We start from the raw sequence: 20,466 nt of genomic DNA, 5'->3' as shown, positions 1-20,466 counted from the left end.
TAGAAAGCATTGCGATATGAGGGCCACTCCTGAACGGGAGTGGTCCTTGTTCGATTTTATTGTCTCGAACGGGACCTGAACGTATGCCATTCCTGTGACGATCAAATAACAATCTACCTTTCCAATTATTTTCGCCGTTCTATGCATTTCCAATGAAATTGATTCAACTTACAATAAGAGTAGATTCTTTCAACGAATCATGCAGTCGAAGGAGATGATCGCATCATGCCAGCAACTACAAACGGACTTGAAGTGTTGATCGTTGATGATGAACCAAGACAACGTCGTGGGTTAGCCGCCCTGGTGCGTTCGCTGCGTCCCGATTATCGTGTACATGAAGCGAAGAACGGCAAGGAAGCGCTCGAGATGACGCAGAGCCGATCGCTCGATATTGTATTTACGGATATACAGATGCCGATTATGAACGGGATGGAGTTTCTGGAATCGCTGAACACGATTTCGTTGAAACGACGTACGAAGGTTATTTTTGTAAGCGTATTCCATGAATTCGGCTTAGCTCAGCAAGCGCTGCGTTTGGGCGCGAATGATTATCTTGTGAAGCCCGTAAGCACGGATCATCTGCAGCCCTTGTTGGAAGGGCTGGAGCAGCAGATCGCAACGGAGATCAGCCGCCATTCTGAAGCAGAGCTGCTGACGAATCAGCTCGCGCATACGAAGCCCGTATACGTGGACCATCTTGCATATAAATGGATGACCGAAGATTTACAGCCGTCGGAACAGCTCGAGTTTCGCAGTCATCTGGCATTCGCCGGACGGGGCACTGTTCTAATTGCAGAGACGAAATCCGGAAGCGCGAAGGACAGTGACCGCGAGTGGAAAAGCATGCTGAAGCGTGCAATTACGCAGACGTTAGCTCCCTATGCGAATACGCTGGTGCTTACGCCTGAGCATGAGAAAGAGCGAATCTATACGATTATCGAATGGAAGGACATCGAATCGGACCAGACAGGGCTGTTGCGCCTCCGCGCCTCGTTTGCCCAGTTGGAGAACATCTATAGCCGCTCGGTAGGTGTCGGTATCGGATTAGAGACGATGAGCCTGGAGAGGGATATTCGCAGCTGCTGCGAATCGGCGAAGAGCGCGCTTGCTCATCTCTATTACTCGCCTGAAGGCATGTGGGTAGCCGCAGATGAATTGGAGCAGCTGCTTCGTCAGGCGCCAGGCACGACAATTGCGGTTAAGGATACAGCAGCCCTAGAAGAAGCAGTAACCGCAGGCAATCAGGAACTGGCGTGCGATGCGCTACGTGACATTATGGAGCGGATTGCTTCTGGCTACCCTACGCCATTCCGAATGAAGTGCAGCGCCATTCAGCTGTTGTTAACTTGCATGAAACGAGCGGAGCTCGTCATTGGCGATGATATGCACCGACAGCTTGCAGACCGAATTGATCGTGAAATCATGGAAGCTGATACACTGCGCGCAACGGTTGTTGTTGCCATCCAACTGTTAACCGATATAATTGTGCAGATGAAGAAGGACAAGTCGTCCCGAAGCGAGCTCATTATGCAGAAATGCAGAGAGTATCTGGAGGACAATCTGCATGAGGACTTAGGGCTTGAAACAGTCGCTCAGCGGTTTTATTACAATTCATCGTATTTCAGTATCTTGTTTAAAAATCATTTTGGACAGTCGTTCACGGACTTCCTCGTCAAGAGCCGTATGCAGAAAGCGCGCAGTATGCTGCTGCAGTCGGATCATAAAGTATCCGATATCGCTAAGCAAGTCGGCTATAAGGACATCAAGTATTTCAACAAGGTGTTTAAGAAGATGTATCTGTATCCGCCGGACGAGTTTCGCCGCATGTTCTCATCTTGATGAAACGAGGCTGACCGACCGATGCCTATGCTAAAATCAATGACGGAATGGGCAGGCAATGTCAAATTCCGTCTAAAGCTTTTTGTGTCCTATTTTCTGCTCGTCAGCTTTATTGTCATCATTCTTGGCTTTACTTATTATCAGATCAGCGCCAGCAATATGCTGCGCAATGTTCAAGAAAGTATTGGCAACGTTGTATTGAACAATAACCAGCTGCTAGACGAGAAGCTGCGGGACATCCGCGATAAGAGCGAGGTGCTTCCAATCGATAATGAGCTGTACCGGGCCATTATGGATATGAAGTCGTACGATAATGAAGCGCTTATTATTGCAGATCGTAAGATTACGAATATTTTGTTCAAATATTTCGGCAGCGACGATATCTATTCTTCGTTCATTGTGACGCCTGAATATACGTTCGGCAACTCGGTACGGATGTTCGTAGAGCCGGACAATTTCTTCCGTTCGAAGCTGTACCGCGCTTCGATTGAGAGCCAGGGGGATTTGGCTTGGGTGCCGACCTATTCCTATGCCGAAGCGTTCCACGAAGATGGTATGAAAGAGCTGTCGTTTGAGTTCGATCGACTGATTTCCGCCGTGAAAGAGCTGAATTTGACGTTCATAGACGATCAGGGCATATTCCGCACGATGCCGCAAGGCACGAAGCGGCCAGTGTTGATGGTCAGCCTGACGCCTGAATTCATGGGCAGATTGTTTACGGAATACGCGCAGAAGAGCAATATGACGCATCTGTCCTACGGCATTCTGAACAAAGACGGTGGTTCCGTAATTAGTTCTAGTTCTGTTGGCGATTCGATTGAAGATCGGAAGCCATCCTGGTTCGATGAGGCAGCAGCTAATAAACGCGGCAGCATTCAGCAGGTTATCGATGGACGGAAGATGCTGATCAGCTACAGCCAGATGGACAGCACGGGCTGGATCTCTTATATTGAGGTGCCAGTTGCAGATGCTCTGCAAGAACTGAAAGCGATCCGTTCGTATTCGATTGTTTTCCTCGCTGTCATGCTTGTCGTTTCTGCTCTCCTTGCGTATCTACTGTCCATCATGATTACGAAGCCGATTATCCGTCTTCGCAAAGCGATGAAGATGATGGAACGCGGTCAGTTCCAAGTGCAGGTGCCTGAGCACGGACATGACGAGATTGGGGAATTGGTCCGTACGTTCAATGGCATGAATGTACGTATTCAAACGCTCATCGAAGAGAACTATGCTTCACGTCTTCGCCAGAAGGAAGCAGAGCTAATGGCGTTGAACCTGCAGCTTAATCCGCATTTTCTGTACAACACGTTAACGACGTTGTATTGGATTGCGGTTGAGAACAATCAACAAGAGATGAGCCGCATTATGCTCAGTCTAGCTGAGATGCTGCAGACGACGACACGCAACAAAGACGAGACTTGGCCGCTTCGGATCGATCTGGACTGGCTGGACAAGTATATGTACATTATGTCGTCGCGGTTCCAGAATCTATTCACTGTCACTTACGAGGTCGATGAGCGGCTCGATAAGATGCATGTGCCGAAGCTGTTCTTGCAGCCATTCGTGGAGAATGCGATTATACATGGTCTCGCAGAGATGGAAGAGGGCGGCATAATTGCTGTGAAGGGCTGGATTGATGAGGATCGTGTCATTTTCTCCGTAGAGGATAATGGGGCTGGCATCTCCAGAGAACGTATCGACGGAATCAAATCGGGTAAGGTTCGTTCTACGGGCATGGCAAACGTTGAGAAACGAATTAAGCTGCTGTATGGGGCGCATTATGGCATCGATATTTACTCTACGGAGGGACAAGGAACTCGAATTGTGATTCAAATGGGGACGTATCAGGAGTCGACCATTGCAGAAGGGGGAGCCAGCGCATGAAGAAGGGACCGCTGTTGATGTTATTGTGCGTCCTGCTGCTTGCAGCCGGCTGCCAGCCAGAGGGCAGTTTGAACAAGGGGGAAGGTGCCTCCTCCGTTACGAAGACAAACCAAACTAAAGTTGAATTGTCCTATGCTTTCTGGGGTACGGCGAATGAGAGAGCAGCCCAAGAGCGGATGATTGCGAAGTTCATGGAGCAGTATCCGAATATTCATGTCAGCAGCATCTACGCACCAGGCGACTATGGGACGAAGTTAACGACGCTGTATGCGAGCAACAAGGCACCGGATGTATTCCTGCTGCACAAGGAATCGGCGCTGCAATGGGCGGAGCAGGGCAAGCTGCACAATTTGAAGGAATTTATGGACACTGACCCAGAAGTGAATGAGCAGACGCTTATTCCGAATGCGGTCATGTATTGGGATCAGGCCAAAATCGCCGGGGTCAAAGTAACAGAGGAATCATTCGCGATCTATTACAACAAAGAGATGTTCGAGGAAGCCAATGTTCCGCTGCCACCGGTGAAAGCGGAGGATGCATGGACGTGGGATGAGTTCGTATCGGCGGCCAAGAGGTTGACATTTGACCGTAATGGCAATAACGCCTTTAGTCCTGAATTTGATCCTACCCACATCAAGCAGTATGGCGTCCGGCTTCCGACTTACTTGTGGCATCTGTTCGTTCCATCCAATGATGCTAGTATGATTGCCGCGGATGGCAGCCGATTGAATCTCGACGATCCAGCGGTAATTGATGCGGTACAGAAGATGGTGGATTTGATCTACGTGCACCATGTTGCGCCATCTCCGACCGATGCGAAGAACTTGCCGGAGCCAACGCTTTCGCTGCAGAGCAAGAAAGTTGCAATGAACATTGATGGTCAATGGATTCAACTGGACCTGGCTGCGGCCAAAGTGAATTTCGGCGTTGGTGTGCTGCCGAAGCTGAAGAAGAGCACGACGATTCAATTCGGCGAGCCTATCGTGATGTCGGCGACATCCAAGCATCCGCAGGAGGCATGGCTGTTGTACAAATGGCTGCTCGACGCAGAGCATGCTATCGACATGTATGCGAGCGGCCTCTGGATGCCGCTGCTTAAGGATTATTACACGAAGCCCGAGCTAATCGCGAAATGGGCGACAGTGAAGCCAGGCCATCCCGATGGATACGAGGACGCTGTTATGCGCCAGACGTACGAGAACGGCGTTAATTCGTTCGACTACTATTTGCGCAATATCGAGCAGATCAATACGATCTTAAGTCCCGCACTTGATAAAATTTATCTCGCCAATAAGCCGGTGAAGGAAGCATTCGAAGAGATCGCACCGCAGGTTAATGCAGTGTTTAAAGGAACTTATCCATAGGAAAATGATGAGCCGTCCGCGATTGCGCGGGCGGCTTCTAGTGTTGTAACTCGTTGCATTCTTGCATGATCGAACAATGCATACATATAGCAGTAATATCGTTTCCCATGTGTTGTTAAGCGGTGCACGGCCCGATATAATGGTTGTAATTATTTGTATTTGATGATAATCGCTGAGAGGAGGGGGAGAATTGGTCCAAATTAAACCGTTTGATGCGTCCAAAGCAGGTTCGCTTGTTGGTACGATATTGAGTATTCGAGAGCAGTTGAGAGCGATTTATGCCATTATAGGCAATCGGGCAGATGGCAGCAGCGTGCCGACCGATTTTGTGGAGAGCCGTCTGGACGGAACGTGCACGGTATGTAATGGTGTTGGAACGGTTATCGATATTGTGCCGGAGCGCATGATTGCGCCAGAGCTGTCGCTTAAGCAAGGCGCTGTTCTGATGTGGGCGGGCTCCTACTGCGCGCCTGTCGAAGTGATCAAGCAGTTGGCTAGAATGCTGAACATCTACTATGACAAACCGCTAATCGAGCAGGACGAGCGGTTTATTGATATTCTGCTGTACGGGTATAATCAGCGGCCTGTTTCTTATGTGTATAAGAAAAAAGCAGCAACAGCCTACTATCGAGGATGTGTGCATGATCTACGGAATATGCGTGATGCCGGTACGAAGTCTAAGGGCAATCGAAGGCTGATTAATTATTTCACTGGTCCTGTTGCCTGTCCGCTATGCGAAGGAACGAAGTTAAGTCCAGAGAGCCGGTCTGTTACCCTCCAAGGGCGTACCTATGCTGCCGCATCGAGAATGTCTGTTCAGCAGCTTCTCGCATTCATTCGCAAACTTCCATCATCCCTCGACGCCAACGATGTAGAACTAGCCGGAGATCTTATCGCCGAATTGGAAGCCCGACTAGCTTATCTGGACAAAATCGGCCTTAAGCGACTCATTCAAGGGACGAACACGAACTAATCGATATACAATAATTGCATGAAGAAGAGCCTCCCTTGCGCAAGGAGGCTCTTGTGTTATTCGTTTGTTATCGGACCTGTTAAAACTTATAGCCGTAATACTTCTCGGCATTTCGCAGACTCGTCCAAATATCCACGCTTTCGGCACCCATATACCAAACAGCCCAGCCTGCGAGTTTCGTATCGGCAATTAGCCGATACTTGGCGGTTAAGGAACGGCCATCCTCGACCCATAAGCGATGCTTAGCCCCTATGGATGTAAATTGAACCGTATACTGACCAAGGTTCTCATCCCATACAGGACGAAGCGAGAATGATGAAATCTTCTCATTCTGCTCTTTCATCGTCATATAGCTTGCAGAAGCGACGTTCCCATCGCTGTTTAAAGTCCAATCGATCAAATAAGTCGGCATCGCGAGCACGATTTTATTGTCTGCCACCGATTGGCGCAACTTCTCGACGGCATTGCTCACGTATGTAAGCGATGCGTTCGGGCCTGCCGTCTCGCTTTCGCTCCAATACTCATCATAACCCATCATGACGATATAATCCGCTTGCTTGCCAAGAGCGGCATAGTCGAAAGCATCCGTCCAATCTGTTCCTAGATCCGGTGAGACATTGACTGCTAGGACTGCATTTATTGCCGACAACTTTGTTTTCAGCTCGGTGATGAATGTCGTGAAACTCGTACGATCCTCCGGCGCCACGTTCTCAAAATCGATATTCAGTCCAGCCAACCCGTTGCTCGCGACAGCCGAAACCAAGCTATTCACGACCGTTGCTCTCGCTGTTGAATCCGACAGCATCATATGCGTAAGTTTCTGGTCACTCCGATTGCCTACCATTGCCCATATCTTCTTGTTGTTGCGGTTCGCCCAAGTCACAAGCGATTTATCCGTATTGTCCGTAATCGTTCCCGACGGCCCGATAAAATACCAACGTGGAGACAATGTGTTGACATTCGACTGCAGCACGGTTTGCTCGAATTCCGCCGTCGTCTGGCCGTACTGCCAGCCAAGTCGGATTGAGTCATTCATTACGGGCTTCAGCTCAGCGGACCACTTGGCATTCAGAAGCACTCGATCCAGCATAACGGCCGCTTCCGCTCTGGTGATCGAATCGTTTGGACGGAAATTGCCCGCGTTGTCGCCCATGAGCAGCCCTAGCTTCTTTGCCGAAGCAACGGCTGGCTTAGCCCATCCCGCGATAATGCCTGCATCCTTAAAACCTTCCGCGTCTGCGCTGCTTACCGTGGTTTGCCGCAACGCACGAACGAGCAGCTGAGCGGCTTCCTGCCTCGTTACCGATTTCGTTGGCGAGAACGTACTGGCGCTCGTTCCATTGGCGATGCCGAGCTGCAGGGCCGTTTGAATCCAGCCGTAATACCATGCACTCTCGGGAACATCCGTGAATGGAGATACAGCACTTGTAACGCTATCGAGACCAAGCAGCGTGTCGAGTGATTTGGTAAACTCGGCGCGAGTGATCGGCTTAGTAGACGAGAACGTTGAGGTACTCGTGCCGTTCATAATATTTTTTGTATATAAATCGATAATGGCCTCTTTGGCGAAGCTGCTAGATATATCTGTAAAAGGCTGCGCGCTTGTTGCAGCCGAGCAGTTAACGGCTTGTCCGAACAAACACACGCTGAAGATAACCGTCGTTATTACTCCGATACCTCGCTTCACGAACATCCCTCTTTCGTAAAGTTCATATCCTCGTATACTATCATTTATCGCGCGACGGCTCACGGGTCAAATAATACCATAGTGATAGATTGCAAGATTCATCGGACTCCTGAAGCTAAGCGCAGCGCAAGCGATAGTCCCAAACCTACCTACCCCCAGGGAGAGAATGTTTAGGCGGAGCCGTGTGCTAACGAGCGAAGCGAGGGAATGATTCTGTAGAAGCGCCAGCGTGCCCTTTGCTTTTCGGATGCCCACATCGACCAAGTTGTTCAAGGCATCCGAAAAGCACGGGGATCGAAAGAACATTCCCTCGCGCAGCGACCCTTGCACACATAAATCTCCTCCTGAAGCTGAGCATCGCGCAAGCGGAAGTCCCAAACCTACCTACCCCTAGGGGAATGTTTAGGCGGAGCCGGCCGCGGTGGAATTACTAGTGTGCTAACGAGCGAAGCGAGGGAATGATTCTGTAGAAGCGCCAGCGTATGCTTCCGATGCAGCTTTCCTCCGGAAAGCTTTTAGTTCCCTTTGCTTTTCGGATGCTTACATCAACCAAGTTGTTCAGGGCATCCGAAAAGCACGGGGATCGAAAGAACATTCCCTCGCGCAGCGACCCCGCACACAATAGTATTCATTCCAACCCAGGCTCCACCTAATCATTCTCCCCCTTATCCAATGATTTTCCGAATTGTTCCCCTGTGAAAGCGCTTGCTATGATGAATGTGTCAAGCACGGTGACACACATCAGTGACACAGCACGACGGACACAACTTTATAGAATCAGGGGGAATTGAAGCTATGAAGAAGAAAAAGTGGTTAACGCTTGCACTCGCTACTTCTTTAACTGCACTTGCACTGACAGGTTGCGGCAGCGACAGTGACAACAACAGCGGTGACAAGGGCAGCACGAGCAGCGACACGCAATCGGGTACGGATACACAAAGTTCGGCACCTGTTAAACTGACGGCAATCTTTACGAAACACCCATTGACCAAAGAGCTTGCTAAGATGGAGTGGCTCACGGAAGCTGCGAAACGCGCAAACGTTGAGATCAAATGGCAAGAGGTTACGGCTGACTGGGGTCAAAAGAAAGCGGCCCTTCTTGCTGGCGGCGATGTACCGGACTTGATCATCGGACCTAACGCCATCACAGACGCTGACTACTCGCAATTCCCTGGCCTGTTCGCAGACCTGACGGATCTGATCGCGAAGGATGCACCGAACGTACAAGCGATGTTCGACGCGAAGCCGGAGACGAAGACGATCTCCACGCAAGCGGACGGCAAAATCTATGGTCTGTCGAAGTACCAACGCTTCTGGCCGGCAACGGTTTCGAGACAATATATTAACCAGCAATGGCTGGACAACCTTGGCCTGCAAATGCCAACGAACTGGGACGAGCTGTACAACGTCCTGCTCGCTTTCAAAGAAAAAGATGCGAACGGCGACGGCGATGTGAACGACGAAATTCCAATGGACTTCGCGCCAGTAGGCACAGGCGGCTTCGGCTACTTCCATCCTACGGTTCTGCTAGGAAGCCTCGGCATCACGCTGACAGACGGCAGCGGTCAAGGCTACTTCTTAGAGGATGGCAAAGTGAAAAACTTCCTCCTCGACGAGCGCTACAAAACGTTTGTTGAATTCCTCAACAAGTGTTTCGCAGCTGGTCTGATCAACAAAGAAGTGTTCACGCAAGACTATACGAAATACCAATCCGTTGCACGCGGCACGGGCGATAAAGCCAAAGTCGGCTTCTCGTGGGGCTGGGAAGTAACAGACCGTTTCGGCAACACGCTGGCACCGCAATATACGGCAATGGCGCCGCTGAAATACTCGGCTGACGACAATACGCAGCAGAGCTGGGACTATGACTACAACTCCCTGAACTACGGCGTAAACATGGTATCGATCTCGGCCAAATCGAAGAACAAAGATGCGGCAATGCGCTTCGTCAACGAACTGTATGATCCGAAAGTAAGTATGCAAGTCCTGTTCGGCTCCATCGGACCGAACATCAAAGACAATGGCGACGACACGTATTCGGTTCTTCCGCCAGCTGATGCAGCGATGGACCCAGGTACTTGGAAATGGACATCCTCGTTTGCAGACAACGGTCCAATGTACATTGCTGACTCGCTTAACCTGACACTGGGTACGGACATGCAATCGGTTGGCAAACAAACGGATCCGCTGATGAGCGTTATTAACGCGATCGACAAGGACAAGGACGTACTGCCAAGCATGTTCATTAAGTACAGCTCGGCTGACAACAACACGATGAGCCTGAACAACACGAACCTGATGAACCTGGCGATGGCGAAATTCTCGCAATGGGTGACGAAGGGCGGCATCGAAAAAGAATGGGATAGCTACGTGAAGAACGCACAGAAAACGGGCGTTCAGCAGAACATCGAAATCATGCAGAAGTACTACGATGACTATGAGGCTAAGAAGTAAGAAGTATCAGTGACGAAGATGCTGCGCACCCTGTCACATAATGGTGTGCAGCATCTTCATTCAAATATAAGACATTATGAGTTTTCTGCTTATCTCATAATAGAAGCTTATATCCCCGGAATGAAACGCACTTAGCCGACGATTGACGGCGACAGCCGTTTCACCTTGACAAGGGAGATTGATGGAATGACTACGCAAACGAAGCTAACAGTCCCGAATCGGGAAGCAACGATTACAGCTAAGAAGCCGAGTATATTCAATACGTTCCGCCGCGACTATCAGCTGTGGATCATGGTCTTCCCTGCGATTGTCGCAATTATTATTTTCAACTACATTCCGATGTATGGCATTCAACTTGCATTCCGTGACTACGACTATACCAAAGGTCTGACGGGCGGGGCTTGGCATGGACTCTATTATTTCAAGATGTTCATTGACAACTACCTGTTCAAAGACATTATGTGGAATACGATCAAGATCAGCTTGGCGACCATCATTATCGGCTTCCCAGCCCCGATCCTTCTAGCGCTGTTGATTAACCAGATACGCTGGAAACGGGCGAAGAAAACGCTGCAGACGACGGTGTACATGCCTCACTTCATTTCGATCGTCGTTATGGTTGGTATGCTGAATGTTATGTTGTCGCCGAATACGGGGATCGTCGGTAACCTGATGAATCACCTCGGATATGGCGATGTAAACCTTCTGGCAAGCACGAACAGCTTTATTCCGGTCTATGTACTCTCCGATATCTGGCAGCATTGCGGCTGGAACAGCATTATCTACTTGGCAGCCTTGTCCAGTGTTGATCCGCAGCTGTACGATTCGTCCAAGATCGACGGAGCAAACCGCTGGCAGACGATTCGTCACATTGATCTGCCGTCCATCGTGCCTACGATGATCATCTTGTTCATTCTCAGTATGGGTAACGTACTTGGTACGGGCTTCGAGAAAATCTTCCTGATGCAGAATACGCTCAACATTCCGGTTTCTGAGGTTATTGCGACTTACGTGTATAAGATCGGGATACTATCGAACCAGATCAGCTACTCCTCTGCGATCGGCCTGTTCAATACGCTCATTAACTTCATCTTCTTGTTCGCTACGAACGCGATTGCTAAGCGAGTATCGAACATTAGCTTATGGTAGAGCGAGAGGGGGTAGCATGCTATGGAAATGATCCGTTATCGTAAAAAAACAGCTAATGACATGATTTTCGACATTGGCGTTGCTGTTCTGGCTGTATTATCTTTTCTTATTGTCGCATATCCACTATATTTCATCTGCATCGCTTCGATTTCCGATTCGACGCTCGTAGCGACAGGTAAGGTGCTGCTATTTCCGAAAGGAATCAGCATGTTCGGCTACAAGGAAATTCTCGGTGACTCCCGGATTTGGACCGGTTACCGCAATACTATCGTATACACCTTGCTCGGTACGTTCGTGAACCTTCTGTTCACGCTGCCAGCTGCATATGCATTGTCCAGACCCGAGTTTCGGGCTAGACGGTTTCTCATGTTTATGTTCGTAATCACGATGTTCTTCAGCGGCGGGTTGATTCCGACTTATCTGCTGATCAAGGGTCTGCATATGACGAACACGATGTGGGTATTCATCTTCCCGTTCTGCGTAAACGTGTTCAACCTGATCATTACGCGTACTTTCTTCGAAACTTCGCTTCCGAAAGAGCTGTACGAAGCGGCATCGATTGATGGTTGCAGCCATTTCAAGTTCTTCAGTTCGGTTGCCCTTCCGTTATCGAGGGCTGTCGTATCTGTAATTGCCCTGTACTACCTCGTTGCGCACTGGAACGACTTCTTCACCGCGCTCGTCTATATTCGAGACAACGAGCTGCAGCCGCTTCAGATCATACTTCGGGACATTCTGTTGTCCAACCAAGTATTCGAAGGCGGTGCAGGCGGCGGTGGCGGCGGTGCATCTGGCGGCTATGCTCAGCAATTCGCTGACCAAATCAAATACGGCGTCATTCTCGTATCGACGCTGCCAATTCTGATCGTCTACCCGTTCATCCAGAAGTACTTCGAGAAAGGTGTTATGATCGGTTCGGTCAAAGGTTAAGCAAACGGCAAGCACCTCCAATCTCTGCAATTGCTGCGGAATTGGAGGTGTTTTTTTGTTTACGCCAGAAAGGAAGGGATTAGACTGTAAAAGGCTAATACAATAACAATAGCTAGTCTGTTCTATACCATGAAGGAGGAATCGATCGAGTGGATGCGCTTATTCGACTATATCTCGAGCATCTGCAATCATCCGATAAGAACATACGCAATGAAGGATACATAGGGCTGTTGGCAGCAGCAGAAGAAACTGTAAACTGGGCTTATGAATGCTGGGATGCGTTGGTGAGCGATCTTACGCATTCGGACAATCACCGCAGAACGATTGCCGTACAGCTGCTGAGCAAGCTCGCGAAGAGTGATCCGGAGATGCGGATCATGGACGATTTTTCAAGATTGTTGGCGGTGACGCGAGACGAGAAGTTCGTTACGGCAAGACACAGCTTGCAATCGCTATGGCAGATTGGATTAGCGGGGCCGGAGCAGCGGGAAATGCTTATCGAGGGGTTAGCTGCACGTTATGAGGATTGCATCCATGAGAAAAACTACCCGCTGATCCGATTCGATATCATTCATAGCATGCGGCGGCTGTATGATCTCGTGCCGGAGCCGTTTATTCGCCAAACCGCTCTCGATCTGATCGAGAAGGAAGCGGATGTGAAGTATCGTCGCAAATACGCAGGAGAGTGGAAGAAAGCGGTCAAAGGTCCGTCTTAACGAAAGACGGCACCCTACATTTTGCGAACAAGGGGAAGGTGCATACAGTTGGGCATTACAATTCAAACCGTTATCGATCTGATGGTGAAGCAGCCAATTCCGAATACAGTGGACGGCCTGCTGACAGGCAGTCCAGACGATCAAGTGGAGGCGATCGCAGTCGCATTCATGCCGTCTCAATATGTGATTGAAGAAGCAATCGCACAGGGCGCGAATTTGCTCATTACGCATGAGGGGCCGCATTATGCGCATCGCGATCCGGTGGAAGTACTTAAGCAGGACCCTGTCTTTGTGGACAAAAATGAACGGATTCGGCAGTCTGGTCTTGCTATCTACCGCAACCATGACAGTGTGCATCGCGTACAGCCGGATCTTATAACTGCCGCTCTGATCGAGCAACTGACTTGGAGTAAGGATGTCGCAGACGTTCGTGAGAATGCCTCGATCGTTGCTCTTCCTGCGGCACTGACGTTGGGTGAAATCGTGCAAAATGTGAAGGAAAAGCTCGGCATCGGTTTTGTGCGTGTTGTTGGCGATCCATCGACTCTTTGTCAGCGAGTCGGGTTATCCGTGGGCTATCGAGGCAGTGCGTCGGTCATGCTGCCGCTTACAGAGCCGGAACCGCTTGATCTGTTCATAATTGGTGAGGGTATGGAGTGGGAGTTACCGGCTTATGTGACCGATGCTATGCAGCAGGGGAAGCGCAAGGCGCTTATCGTTCTCGGCCATGCGGAGAGCGAAGTTCCGGGCATGAAGCTGCTGGCGGATCAACTTCGATCTGCGCTGGGCGGGGTGCCGGTATATTTTATTTGTGAAAAACCGCTTTTCCAGCTCATGTAATATTGCTAAAAATATCCTTGTGCGCTACACTTTCAGCATTATCGTTGAATAGGCGGGTACTTCATGTGTTAAGTCCCGCGAAGGAGGATGCATGGAAGCACAAATACCGGATGGGTTTGGGCCTGTCAAATCAATGCGTCAGTTGGTAGGGCCGCTAATTGCAATTATTGTTGGGATCTTCATGGTTATTCTCGATTCGACGGCGATGAACGTTGCGATCCCGGTATTAAGCGACGATTTCGGCCGCACGCTGCTCGATGTGCAGTGGACGGTTACAGGCTATGCGCTTGCGCAGGCAGCAGTTATTCCGCTCGCGGGCTGGATGTCTGATAAGTTTGGTTCGAAGCAAATTTTCGTCATTTCACTGCTGCTCTTTACGATTGGCTCCGTTTTGTGCGCACAGGCGAACACGTTAGAGCAGCTGATTGTATTCCGTGTGCTGCAAGGACTTGGCGGCGGCATGGTGCTGCCGATCGCATTCGCGATGACGTTCCGTATGAGTCCGCCGGAGAAGGCAGGCAGCATTATGGGGATGATGGGTTTTCCGATATTGCTTGCTCCTGCGCTTGGGCCGATGCTGGCCGGTTATTTGGTCGATTACGTCAATTGGCAGTGGATCTTCCTTATTAATCTTCCGATTGGCATCGTAGGCCTCGGTCTTGCGATCTGGCAGCTTCCGAAGCTGCCGAAGCAGGCATCGACGTCACTCGATATGCTTGGTATCATACTCGGACCGCTTGCTTTCGCCGGGTTGTCTTATGGTTTAAGTGAAGGCGGAGTCAGCTGGACGTCGGATCGGACGATTATCGGTCTCGTAGTTGGTGCGTTGGCGCTTATTCTGTTCGCTGTTGTGGAGCTGACGCGCAAGAAGCAGCCGTTGCTCGAGCTGCGTGTATTCCGCTCCGCGTTGTTCACGCGTGGAATTATCGTGCAGTGGGTGATGCAGTTCACGATGTTCGGTATCATCTTCATGATCCCTTACTTCATGCAGAAGCTCATGGGGATGGATGCGTTCCACGCTGGGATGTGGACGCTGCCGCAGGCGCTTGCTGCTGCTACGTTCATGCCGATTGGCGGTAGATTGTATGACCGTATTGGCGCACGTCCATTGTTGTTCGTTGGTCTGCTTCTTGTATCGGCTGGTGCTTTCCTTATCGCACAGATTGATGCGGATCAGAGTCCTTGGGCTTTCCTGGTACCGCGTATTCTGTTAGGCGCGGGCTTCGGGATGTCCTTCATCCCTTTGAACACTTATCTGATTCAATCTGCACCGCCGAGTCTAGTCAGCAGAGTAACTTCGCTGACAAGTGCAACGCAGCAGGTCATTACATCGTTTGCGGTTGCGGGTTTAACGACGATTATTGCGAATCGCACGACAAAGCATATTGAAGATGGATTAAAGCCGATCCCGGATGCGATGTCCTCAGCGTTCCATGATGCGTATTTGCTGCTGTCGATCCTTGCATTAGTTGGGTTCGTGCTTGGCCTCACGCTTCGAAAGCCGAAAGTGTCGGTATCTGCGGATCAGCAGAATCTAGCTGTCAACGAGTCGATGATGGGGTAGTGAGCTTGTCTTTATATTAAGCGAAGTAAGCAAGCAAGTAAGGCTGTATGGCAGTCATCATGGGATGATCGTCATACAGCCTTCTATTCGTCTGTCTATGGAGCACCGCATTGTTAGGGCAAATATGCTATGCTTGTGCATATTAGCATTTCGATACATAAGATTGATGATAGACAAGGTATTATTAAGATAGGGAACCGGATGATAGAAACGAATGGGAGGTTTGTGAAGATGGAGATTCGGCAGTTAGGTGCTACCGATTTGAAATTGTCGCCAATCGGCCTTGGCACATGGCAGTTCAGCGGAGGCCGAGGTTTAATCGGCCAATATTGGTCTGCGCTGCCAGACGATCAGGTTCGCGAGATTATTCGAATCTGTCTAGAGGGCAGCATCAATTGGTTCGACACTGCTGAAATCTATGGCAATGGCGAATCGGAGCGGGTTCTTGCCGCTTCGCTTCAAGCGCTTGCGCCTCTTAGCGATGAGGCACGCATTGCGACCAAATGGTGGCCGATCATGCGAACGGCGGCCAACATTCCTCGTTCGATCGGCGAGCGGCAGAAAGCATTGGCCGGACGAACGATTGATCTGTATCAAGTGCATCAGCCGTTCTCGTTCTCTTCGGCTGCTAGCGAGATGAAGCAGATGGCCAAGCTGGCGGAACAAGGGCTTATTCGCCATATCGGGGTCAGTAATTTCTCTGCGAAGAAGATGAGAGAGGCGGATCGTACGCTTCGCGAGCATGGTCTGCGGCTTGCTTCGAATCAGGTCAAGTACAGCCTGCTGGATCGGCAGATTGAGAACAATGGCATTCTTGAGACGGCGAAAGAGCTTGGCGTTGCCATTATTGCATACAGTCCGTTGAAGCAGGGGCTGCTGAGCGGCAAGTTTCATCGCAACCCTGAGCTGTTGGAAGGGATATCGGCTATGCGGAGGATTAATGGCGGGGTGAAGCGAGAGGCGGTTGAGCGTTCGCGGCCATTGATGACGCGGATGGAGCAGTTGGCTTCGCAATATGAAGTGTCGCCGACGCAGATTGCGCTAAATTGGCTCATTCATGCGCATGGTGATACGGTGTTCGCAATCCCCGGAGCTTCGAAGCCGCATCATGCGGCAGAGCTGGCTGGCGCGATGCGCTTCAAGCTGACAGCGGATGAGCTGGCAGAGCTCGGCAGCTTTCATTGACAGAAGATAAGCGAAAATATGGAATGAAATCCGCAGCGATAGCTTTTAAAGCGATGGTTCCGAGGCCCGACAAAGGCTGTGTTTCCAACCGTTAAGACCATTTGTTACACCTGTTCAACGATCAGGGCTAGGGGCAGCAGCTATATGCGGAACCAAAAGGGAAGGACGTCACGGAGACGTCCTTCCCTTTTGCCGTAAATGCGCATTAGTCAAGACCTATATTTTTCCTGTATAAATTCAGCATCGGCTTCGTTACCGGATCGAATTTGCTCTCATCAGCAAGGCTGATCCACGCTACCTCGATAATATCTTCATTGTAGGCGCTTGCAAAATCATGCAGCAGCTCGCCGCCCGTAATGCAGGCAGCGAAGGTGTACTTGTCGAATTGCTCATGGAGCAGCTGCACAAGTTGTATCTCATAGCCGGTTTCCTCACGGAGCTCACGGATGCAAGCTTGTTCCGGCGTCTCGCCCTCTTCAATCCCGCCTCCGGGGAAGTTCCAGACGATGTCGCCGCGCTGAACATATTGCTTAACCATGAGTACATGTTGATTTTGAATGACGATAGCTTGAGCAATCATAACATCGCTGCGCCTCACTTTTGTTGTAGTTGTATAAATCGATCAACTGCTTCGCTTCGCATCTTATCGAATGTTATTCGCAGGCGACGCCATCGCCATCCCGGTCGAGCTTCCGGCTGTAGCCGGGGTCAGCTTTATGCAGTGGCGCTGCACCAGCTGCACGTACTTCTGTACAGTTCTTATATACAACTTCTGTCTTCGTATTGTTTGTATTGTTCGAAGCTGGAGTGGAGGAAACGTTGGATTCAACCGCCGGCTTTGTTGTCGTTGAACTGGATTTGTTGCTGCTCGTGCTATCCACTTTGCTTGATCCAGCATCAGAGTTTGTGTTTGACTTCCCCGCACCTGCGTTAGTAGTGGTATTCGTACTTGATCCTGCAGCGGAGCTTACTGCCTCGCTTGCCCCTCCCGTACTAGTTCCCGCATGAGAGTCCACGTCCAAATCCGATCCAATTTCATTCGCAGCTTCTGTATTATCAATGACGATCCATACACGGGTGCCATCGGCATAATCATTGAGCTGCCCGCCGATCCATGAACCCGCCCCGCGGTTATCGCTAGGCGTTACATAACGGATGTCAGCACCTGCTCCGCCTTCGGCACACATGGCCATCGGCCATTCATCACGGTCATAACCTTTGCGTGTAGGAATTCCAGCTAGCGATGCTTCCCGATGTTCAACCGATCCGCTTCGATCGATCGTACAGATGGATGATTCGCCCTTTGCAATAGCGTCTTGAATATGATCGGCTGTCTCGGGGTACCGGTCAGCCGGGAAAATGAGCTTTACGTCGTATTGATCACGTGTTGGCGTTCCTACCGTATCAACTGTTCCACCTGAGTCTTGCGGCACGGATTGAACTAGACTAACGGCAATGATGACTATGCCGATGGTCCACATAATGCCAAGTATACGTGCTGATTTGCTGAGCCTCGACCACCTGAAGAGAAGCATCAGGAACGGGGTAATCAGCCATCCAACGATGCGCAACATGTCGGATTCATTCCTTTCATATGTAAAGGTGCTTTAGTCACTACTATTCTACCACATAACAAATTATCTTTTCCTAAACTATTAGGAAAAGTCAATTTGTTATTGGCGATAAAGCCTACCTTATAAACGCGGTCGCTCATCCTTGAATGGCTTCGATAAGGGCTTTCTCACCACATAAGAATTTAATAAGTTTCCAAACTACTAGGAAAAAACAAATTCTTATTGGCGTTAAAATCTACCTCTGAACGCGGTCGCTCATCCATGAATGGCGTGTGAATTGACCAATGCCTACGGTACGACAACCTGTCAGCCGTTAACGGTGAAGGTAACGGATCCGAATCCAGGCAAGCCTGTATTGTCCCATAACAACTGGAGTGGAGACGGTACCTACCAGGTGAAGATGAGTGTGTGGTGGGGAACAAACGGCAATGTTTATCGGCTGTACGAGAACGGCGTACTGATTGACACACAGACTTTAGCGGTTCGTACACCGGATGCTCAGACCGCGGTGACGTCCATCTCGGGCCGCGCGCCGGGCACATATGTGTACCGGGCAGAGCTTGCGAATGCGAGCGGCGTTACGTCGAGCGCGGAGATTACGGTGAAAGTGAAATAATCGGTTGGCGAGCCCAGACGGAGGACACCGTCTGGGCTTTTTGCGTCTACGAGCATATTCCCGGTTCACTGGCTTGCGCATCAGAGTTCTGATCTATCCACACAACCAGAGAGAGCGACGTTCATTGGTTATGATCACACACATTGTAACTCCGCGCTTGAGATGATATGATGAATGTAACAAGTGTTTGAATAAGGTTACTTAATTCATATAACAGAGGTGTTTACAGTGAACGACGACCCTGTCAAAATCGGCATTGCAAATAAGGAAGGACAGCTGGGATTTGTTTTTACGAGGGGCGGTTTGCGGGAAGGGGCGGGTCGTAAAGCAATCGGTGTGACGAAGAAGGTGTCGCTAACGCTGCCAGACGAATTATGGGACAAGCTGGAGCAGCATTGCACGGAGCACGGCCAATCCCGCTCTGAGGCGATTCGTCACATCATAGAGGCTTACTATTCCTCATAGATTCGGTGCGGAGAGGCAGGGGAGACGATTGTGCTAGTCCATATCAAGAGGGAGCGTCTAATGCATGCCCTCCAGCATGTACTTAAAGCGGTGTCTGCGAACAATCCGATACCGATTCTAACGGGTATACATATCGAAGCGACAGGAAGAGAACTGGTCCTGACAGGTAGTCATACTACCATGTCAATAGAGGCTAGAATCATGCAGGATGGATCCATCCTATCGGTACTAGAAACGGGCAGTATCGTAGTACCTGCGCGATATTTCTATGAAATCGTACGGAAGCTCGACGATGGCATCGTAATCTTGGACGGGACAGAATCGATCATCGCTGCCATTTCAAGTGAGAATACGTCGATACGGCTGTGCGGAATGGATGCGCAATCGTATCCGAAGCGTTATCGCAGCACGCGCCACTGTTCTACGGTCTACCGATTTTGCGTCGATGGAGGCATATTGAAATCAGCGATTAAACAGGCTGCATCAGCGGTATCCACCTCAGAGACACGCCCAGTACTTACAGGTGTATGTCTGACTTATCACGGCAGCAACGAACTTCAGCTTACTTCGACAGATGGCATAAGACTGGCGACCTGCACGATACCGATCGAGAACTTGGGGGGCTGCATAGAGCCCGCGAATTTCATTGTTTCAGGACGACATTTGCTTGATGTGGCTAGCATGATCGGTGAGCAAAACATCCTCGTAGAGCTGGAGGCGAGCAACCATCAAATCGTTGTCCAGACGCCGGACTTTCGCATTCAGCTGTCGCCAATTGAAGGGTCTTATCCTTCCACGGATTCGATTATCCCTCGGTCATACCGCTCCGAGATGATCGTAGAGACGCCGCGGTTGCTGCATGCCTTGGAGCGAGCAGCGGTATTGGCGGAAGATCGAATCGTCAGGTTATCCGCGAATAAGGAATGTCTAGGGATTGTGTCGCGTACTGCGGCAATTGGCGATATGAAAGAGTTCATACCAGTGGCAATGATGCAAGGCGAGCCATTCGTACTGTCCTTTAACGGTAAAATGTTGGTCGATATCGTACGATGTCTCGAATGCACGGGGCTAAGACTGTGGTTTACGGGCGATCGGGGTCCGATTGTCTTGCAGCCAGTTGATAGGGATGACATATCGTCTATGTTATTTCTGCTAACGCCAATTCGAACGGCGGTACATGCTCAAGCTCATTAAACGTAGAGTTAGCTGCTCAAACGAATGGCCTA

General features: G+C 50.1%; 17 protein-coding genes and 1 pseudogene. 14 read left to right on the top strand and 4 right to left on the bottom strand.

Going from position 1 to position 20,466, the window contains the following annotated elements:
* Window positions 1-225 precede the first annotated feature (225 nt).
* The 4 genes from H8B09_RS12805 to H8B09_RS12790 all read left to right on the top strand — a co-directional run bounded on the left by H8B09_RS12805 (window position 226) and on the right by H8B09_RS12790 (window position 6,060).
* The gene (locus H8B09_RS12805) at window positions 226-1,839 is read left to right on the top strand and encodes a response regulator transcription factor (protein WP_191203933.1); all 1,614 of its coding nucleotides are present in this window, start codon (window positions 226-228) and stop codon (window positions 1,837-1,839) included.
* A gap of 21 nt (window positions 1,840-1,860) precedes the next feature.
* The gene (locus H8B09_RS12800; protein ID WP_191203932.1) at window positions 1,861-3,723 is read left to right on the top strand and encodes a sensor histidine kinase; all 1,863 of its coding nucleotides are present in this window, start codon (window positions 1,861-1,863) and stop codon (window positions 3,721-3,723) included.
* Window positions 3,720-5,087, top strand: coding sequence for an ABC transporter substrate-binding protein (locus tag H8B09_RS12795; RefSeq protein ID WP_224753564.1), 1,368 nt, complete (start codon window positions 3,720-3,722; stop codon window positions 5,085-5,087). Before H8B09_RS12800 ends, H8B09_RS12795 begins: the two co-directional genes overlap by 4 nt.
* Before the next feature lie 190 nt (window positions 5,088-5,277).
* Window positions 5,278-6,060: an excinuclease ABC subunit UvrA gene (locus H8B09_RS12790; protein ID WP_191203931.1), complete on the top strand. Its 783-nt coding sequence runs from the start codon at window positions 5,278-5,280 to the stop codon at window positions 6,058-6,060.
* 79 nt (window positions 6,061-6,139) lie between these two features.
* Here the strand turns inward: H8B09_RS12790 and H8B09_RS12785 are convergent, their stop codons facing one another.
* The gene (locus tag H8B09_RS12785; RefSeq protein WP_191203930.1) at window positions 6,140-7,747 is read right to left on the bottom strand and encodes an S-layer homology domain-containing protein; all 1,608 of its coding nucleotides are present in this window, start codon (window positions 7,745-7,747) and stop codon (window positions 6,140-6,142) included.
* Window positions 7,748-8,542: 795 nt separating this feature from the next.
* Between H8B09_RS12785 and H8B09_RS12780 the strand changes: the two genes are divergently transcribed.
* The 7 genes from H8B09_RS12780 to H8B09_RS12750 all read left to right on the top strand — a co-directional run bounded on the left by H8B09_RS12780 (window position 8,543) and on the right by H8B09_RS12750 (window position 16,585).
* Window positions 8,543-10,201 (top strand): type 2 periplasmic-binding domain-containing protein, encoded by a 1,659-nt coding sequence (locus H8B09_RS12780; RefSeq protein ID WP_191203929.1) that lies wholly within the window; start codon window positions 8,543-8,545, stop codon window positions 10,199-10,201.
* 291 nt (window positions 10,202-10,492) lie between these two features.
* Window positions 10,493-11,350, top strand: a complete 858-nt coding sequence (locus H8B09_RS12775; RefSeq protein ID WP_224753643.1) for an ABC transporter permease — start codon at window positions 10,493-10,495, stop codon at window positions 11,348-11,350.
* A 60-nt stretch (window positions 11,351-11,410) separates the two neighbouring features.
* Window positions 11,411-12,280, top strand: a complete 870-nt coding sequence (locus H8B09_RS12770) for a carbohydrate ABC transporter permease (RefSeq protein ID WP_397376071.1) — start codon at window positions 11,411-11,413, stop codon at window positions 12,278-12,280.
* A gap of 149 nt (window positions 12,281-12,429) precedes the next feature.
* The gene (locus tag H8B09_RS12765) at window positions 12,430-12,996 is read left to right on the top strand and encodes a hypothetical protein (RefSeq protein ID WP_191203926.1); all 567 of its coding nucleotides are present in this window, start codon (window positions 12,430-12,432) and stop codon (window positions 12,994-12,996) included.
* A gap of 48 nt (window positions 12,997-13,044) precedes the next feature.
* Window positions 13,045-13,836, top strand: a complete 792-nt coding sequence (locus H8B09_RS12760) for a Nif3-like dinuclear metal center hexameric protein (RefSeq protein ID WP_191203925.1) — start codon at window positions 13,045-13,047, stop codon at window positions 13,834-13,836.
* 91 nt (window positions 13,837-13,927) lie between these two features.
* The gene (locus tag H8B09_RS12755) at window positions 13,928-15,400 is read left to right on the top strand and encodes a DHA2 family efflux MFS transporter permease subunit (protein ID WP_191203924.1); all 1,473 of its coding nucleotides are present in this window, start codon (window positions 13,928-13,930) and stop codon (window positions 15,398-15,400) included.
* A 231-nt stretch (window positions 15,401-15,631) separates the two neighbouring features.
* The gene (locus tag H8B09_RS12750; protein ID WP_224753562.1) at window positions 15,632-16,585 is read left to right on the top strand and encodes an aldo/keto reductase; all 954 of its coding nucleotides are present in this window, start codon (window positions 15,632-15,634) and stop codon (window positions 16,583-16,585) included.
* A 205-nt stretch (window positions 16,586-16,790) separates the two neighbouring features.
* On the opposite strand, the gene H8B09_RS12745 is transcribed toward H8B09_RS12750, so the two are convergent.
* The 3 genes and pseudogenes from H8B09_RS12745 to H8B09_RS30460 form a co-directional block, all read right to left on the bottom strand.
* Window positions 16,791-17,165 carry an NUDIX hydrolase gene (locus H8B09_RS12745; RefSeq protein WP_191204512.1) on the bottom strand — a complete coding sequence of 125 codons (375 nt, stop codon included), beginning with the start codon at window positions 17,163-17,165 and terminating at the stop codon, window positions 16,791-16,793.
* Between the two features lie 73 nt (window positions 17,166-17,238).
* Complete coding sequence (locus H8B09_RS31020) at window positions 17,239-17,466, bottom strand: excalibur calcium-binding domain-containing protein (RefSeq protein WP_318152636.1); 228 nt, start codon at window positions 17,464-17,466, stop codon at window positions 17,239-17,241.
* Between the two features lie 177 nt (window positions 17,467-17,643).
* Window positions 17,644-18,066: pseudogene (locus H8B09_RS30460) on the bottom strand (excalibur calcium-binding domain-containing protein); the annotation flags it as partial.
* Window positions 18,067-18,436: 370 nt separating this feature from the next.
* On the opposite strand from H8B09_RS30460, the gene H8B09_RS12735 reads away from it, so the two are divergent.
* From H8B09_RS12735 to dnaN, 3 genes are all read left to right on the top strand, one after another.
* Complete coding sequence (locus tag H8B09_RS12735) at window positions 18,437-18,775, top strand: chitinase N-terminal domain-containing protein (RefSeq protein WP_318152606.1); 339 nt, start codon at window positions 18,437-18,439, stop codon at window positions 18,773-18,775.
* A 228-nt stretch (window positions 18,776-19,003) separates the two neighbouring features.
* Window positions 19,004-19,240 carry a ribbon-helix-helix domain-containing protein gene (locus tag H8B09_RS12730; RefSeq protein ID WP_191203921.1) on the top strand — a complete coding sequence of 79 codons (237 nt, stop codon included), beginning with the start codon at window positions 19,004-19,006 and terminating at the stop codon, window positions 19,238-19,240.
* Window positions 19,241-19,270: 30 nt separating this feature from the next.
* Window positions 19,271-20,434, top strand: coding sequence for a DNA polymerase III subunit beta (gene dnaN / locus H8B09_RS12725; protein ID WP_318152605.1), 1,164 nt, complete (start codon window positions 19,271-19,273; stop codon window positions 20,432-20,434).
* The last annotated feature ends 32 nt before the right edge of the window (window positions 20,435-20,466 follow it).

The organism is Paenibacillus terricola (genome assembly GCF_014779765.1).
Classification (GTDB): Bacteria; Bacillota; Bacilli; order Paenibacillales; family Paenibacillaceae; genus Paenibacillus_T; species Paenibacillus_T terricola.
Note: the sequence above shows the minus strand (reverse complement) of the source record. Positions and strands in the feature narration are given on the sequence as shown.

What these genes read in the sequence shown, in the direction of transcription:
- H8B09_RS12805 (WP_191203933.1), top strand. Translation starts at nt 226, where the DNA reads ATGCCAGCAACTACAAACGGACTTGAAGTGTTGATCGTTGATGATGAA.
- H8B09_RS12800 (WP_191203932.1), top strand. Translation starts at nt 1,861, where the DNA reads ATGCCTATGCTAAAATCAATGACGGAATGGGCAGGCAATGTCAAATTC.
- H8B09_RS12795 (WP_224753564.1), top strand. Translation starts at nt 3,720, where the DNA reads ATGAAGAAGGGACCGCTGTTGATGTTATTGTGCGTCCTGCTGCTTGCA.
- H8B09_RS12780 (WP_191203929.1), top strand. Translation starts at nt 8,543, where the DNA reads ATGAAGAAGAAAAAGTGGTTAACGCTTGCACTCGCTACTTCTTTAACT.
- H8B09_RS12775 (WP_224753643.1), top strand. Translation starts at nt 10,493, where the DNA reads ATGGTCTTCCCTGCGATTGTCGCAATTATTATTTTCAACTACATTCCG.
- H8B09_RS12770 (WP_397376071.1), top strand. Translation starts at nt 11,411, where the DNA reads ATGATTTTCGACATTGGCGTTGCTGTTCTGGCTGTATTATCTTTTCTT.
- H8B09_RS12755 (WP_191203924.1), top strand. Translation starts at nt 13,928, where the DNA reads ATGGAAGCACAAATACCGGATGGGTTTGGGCCTGTCAAATCAATGCGT.
- H8B09_RS12750 (WP_224753562.1), top strand. Translation starts at nt 15,632, where the DNA reads ATGGAGATTCGGCAGTTAGGTGCTACCGATTTGAAATTGTCGCCAATC.
- H8B09_RS12745 (WP_191204512.1), bottom strand. Translation starts at nt 17,165, where the DNA reads ATGATTGCTCAAGCTATCGTCATTCAAAATCAACATGTACTCATGGTT.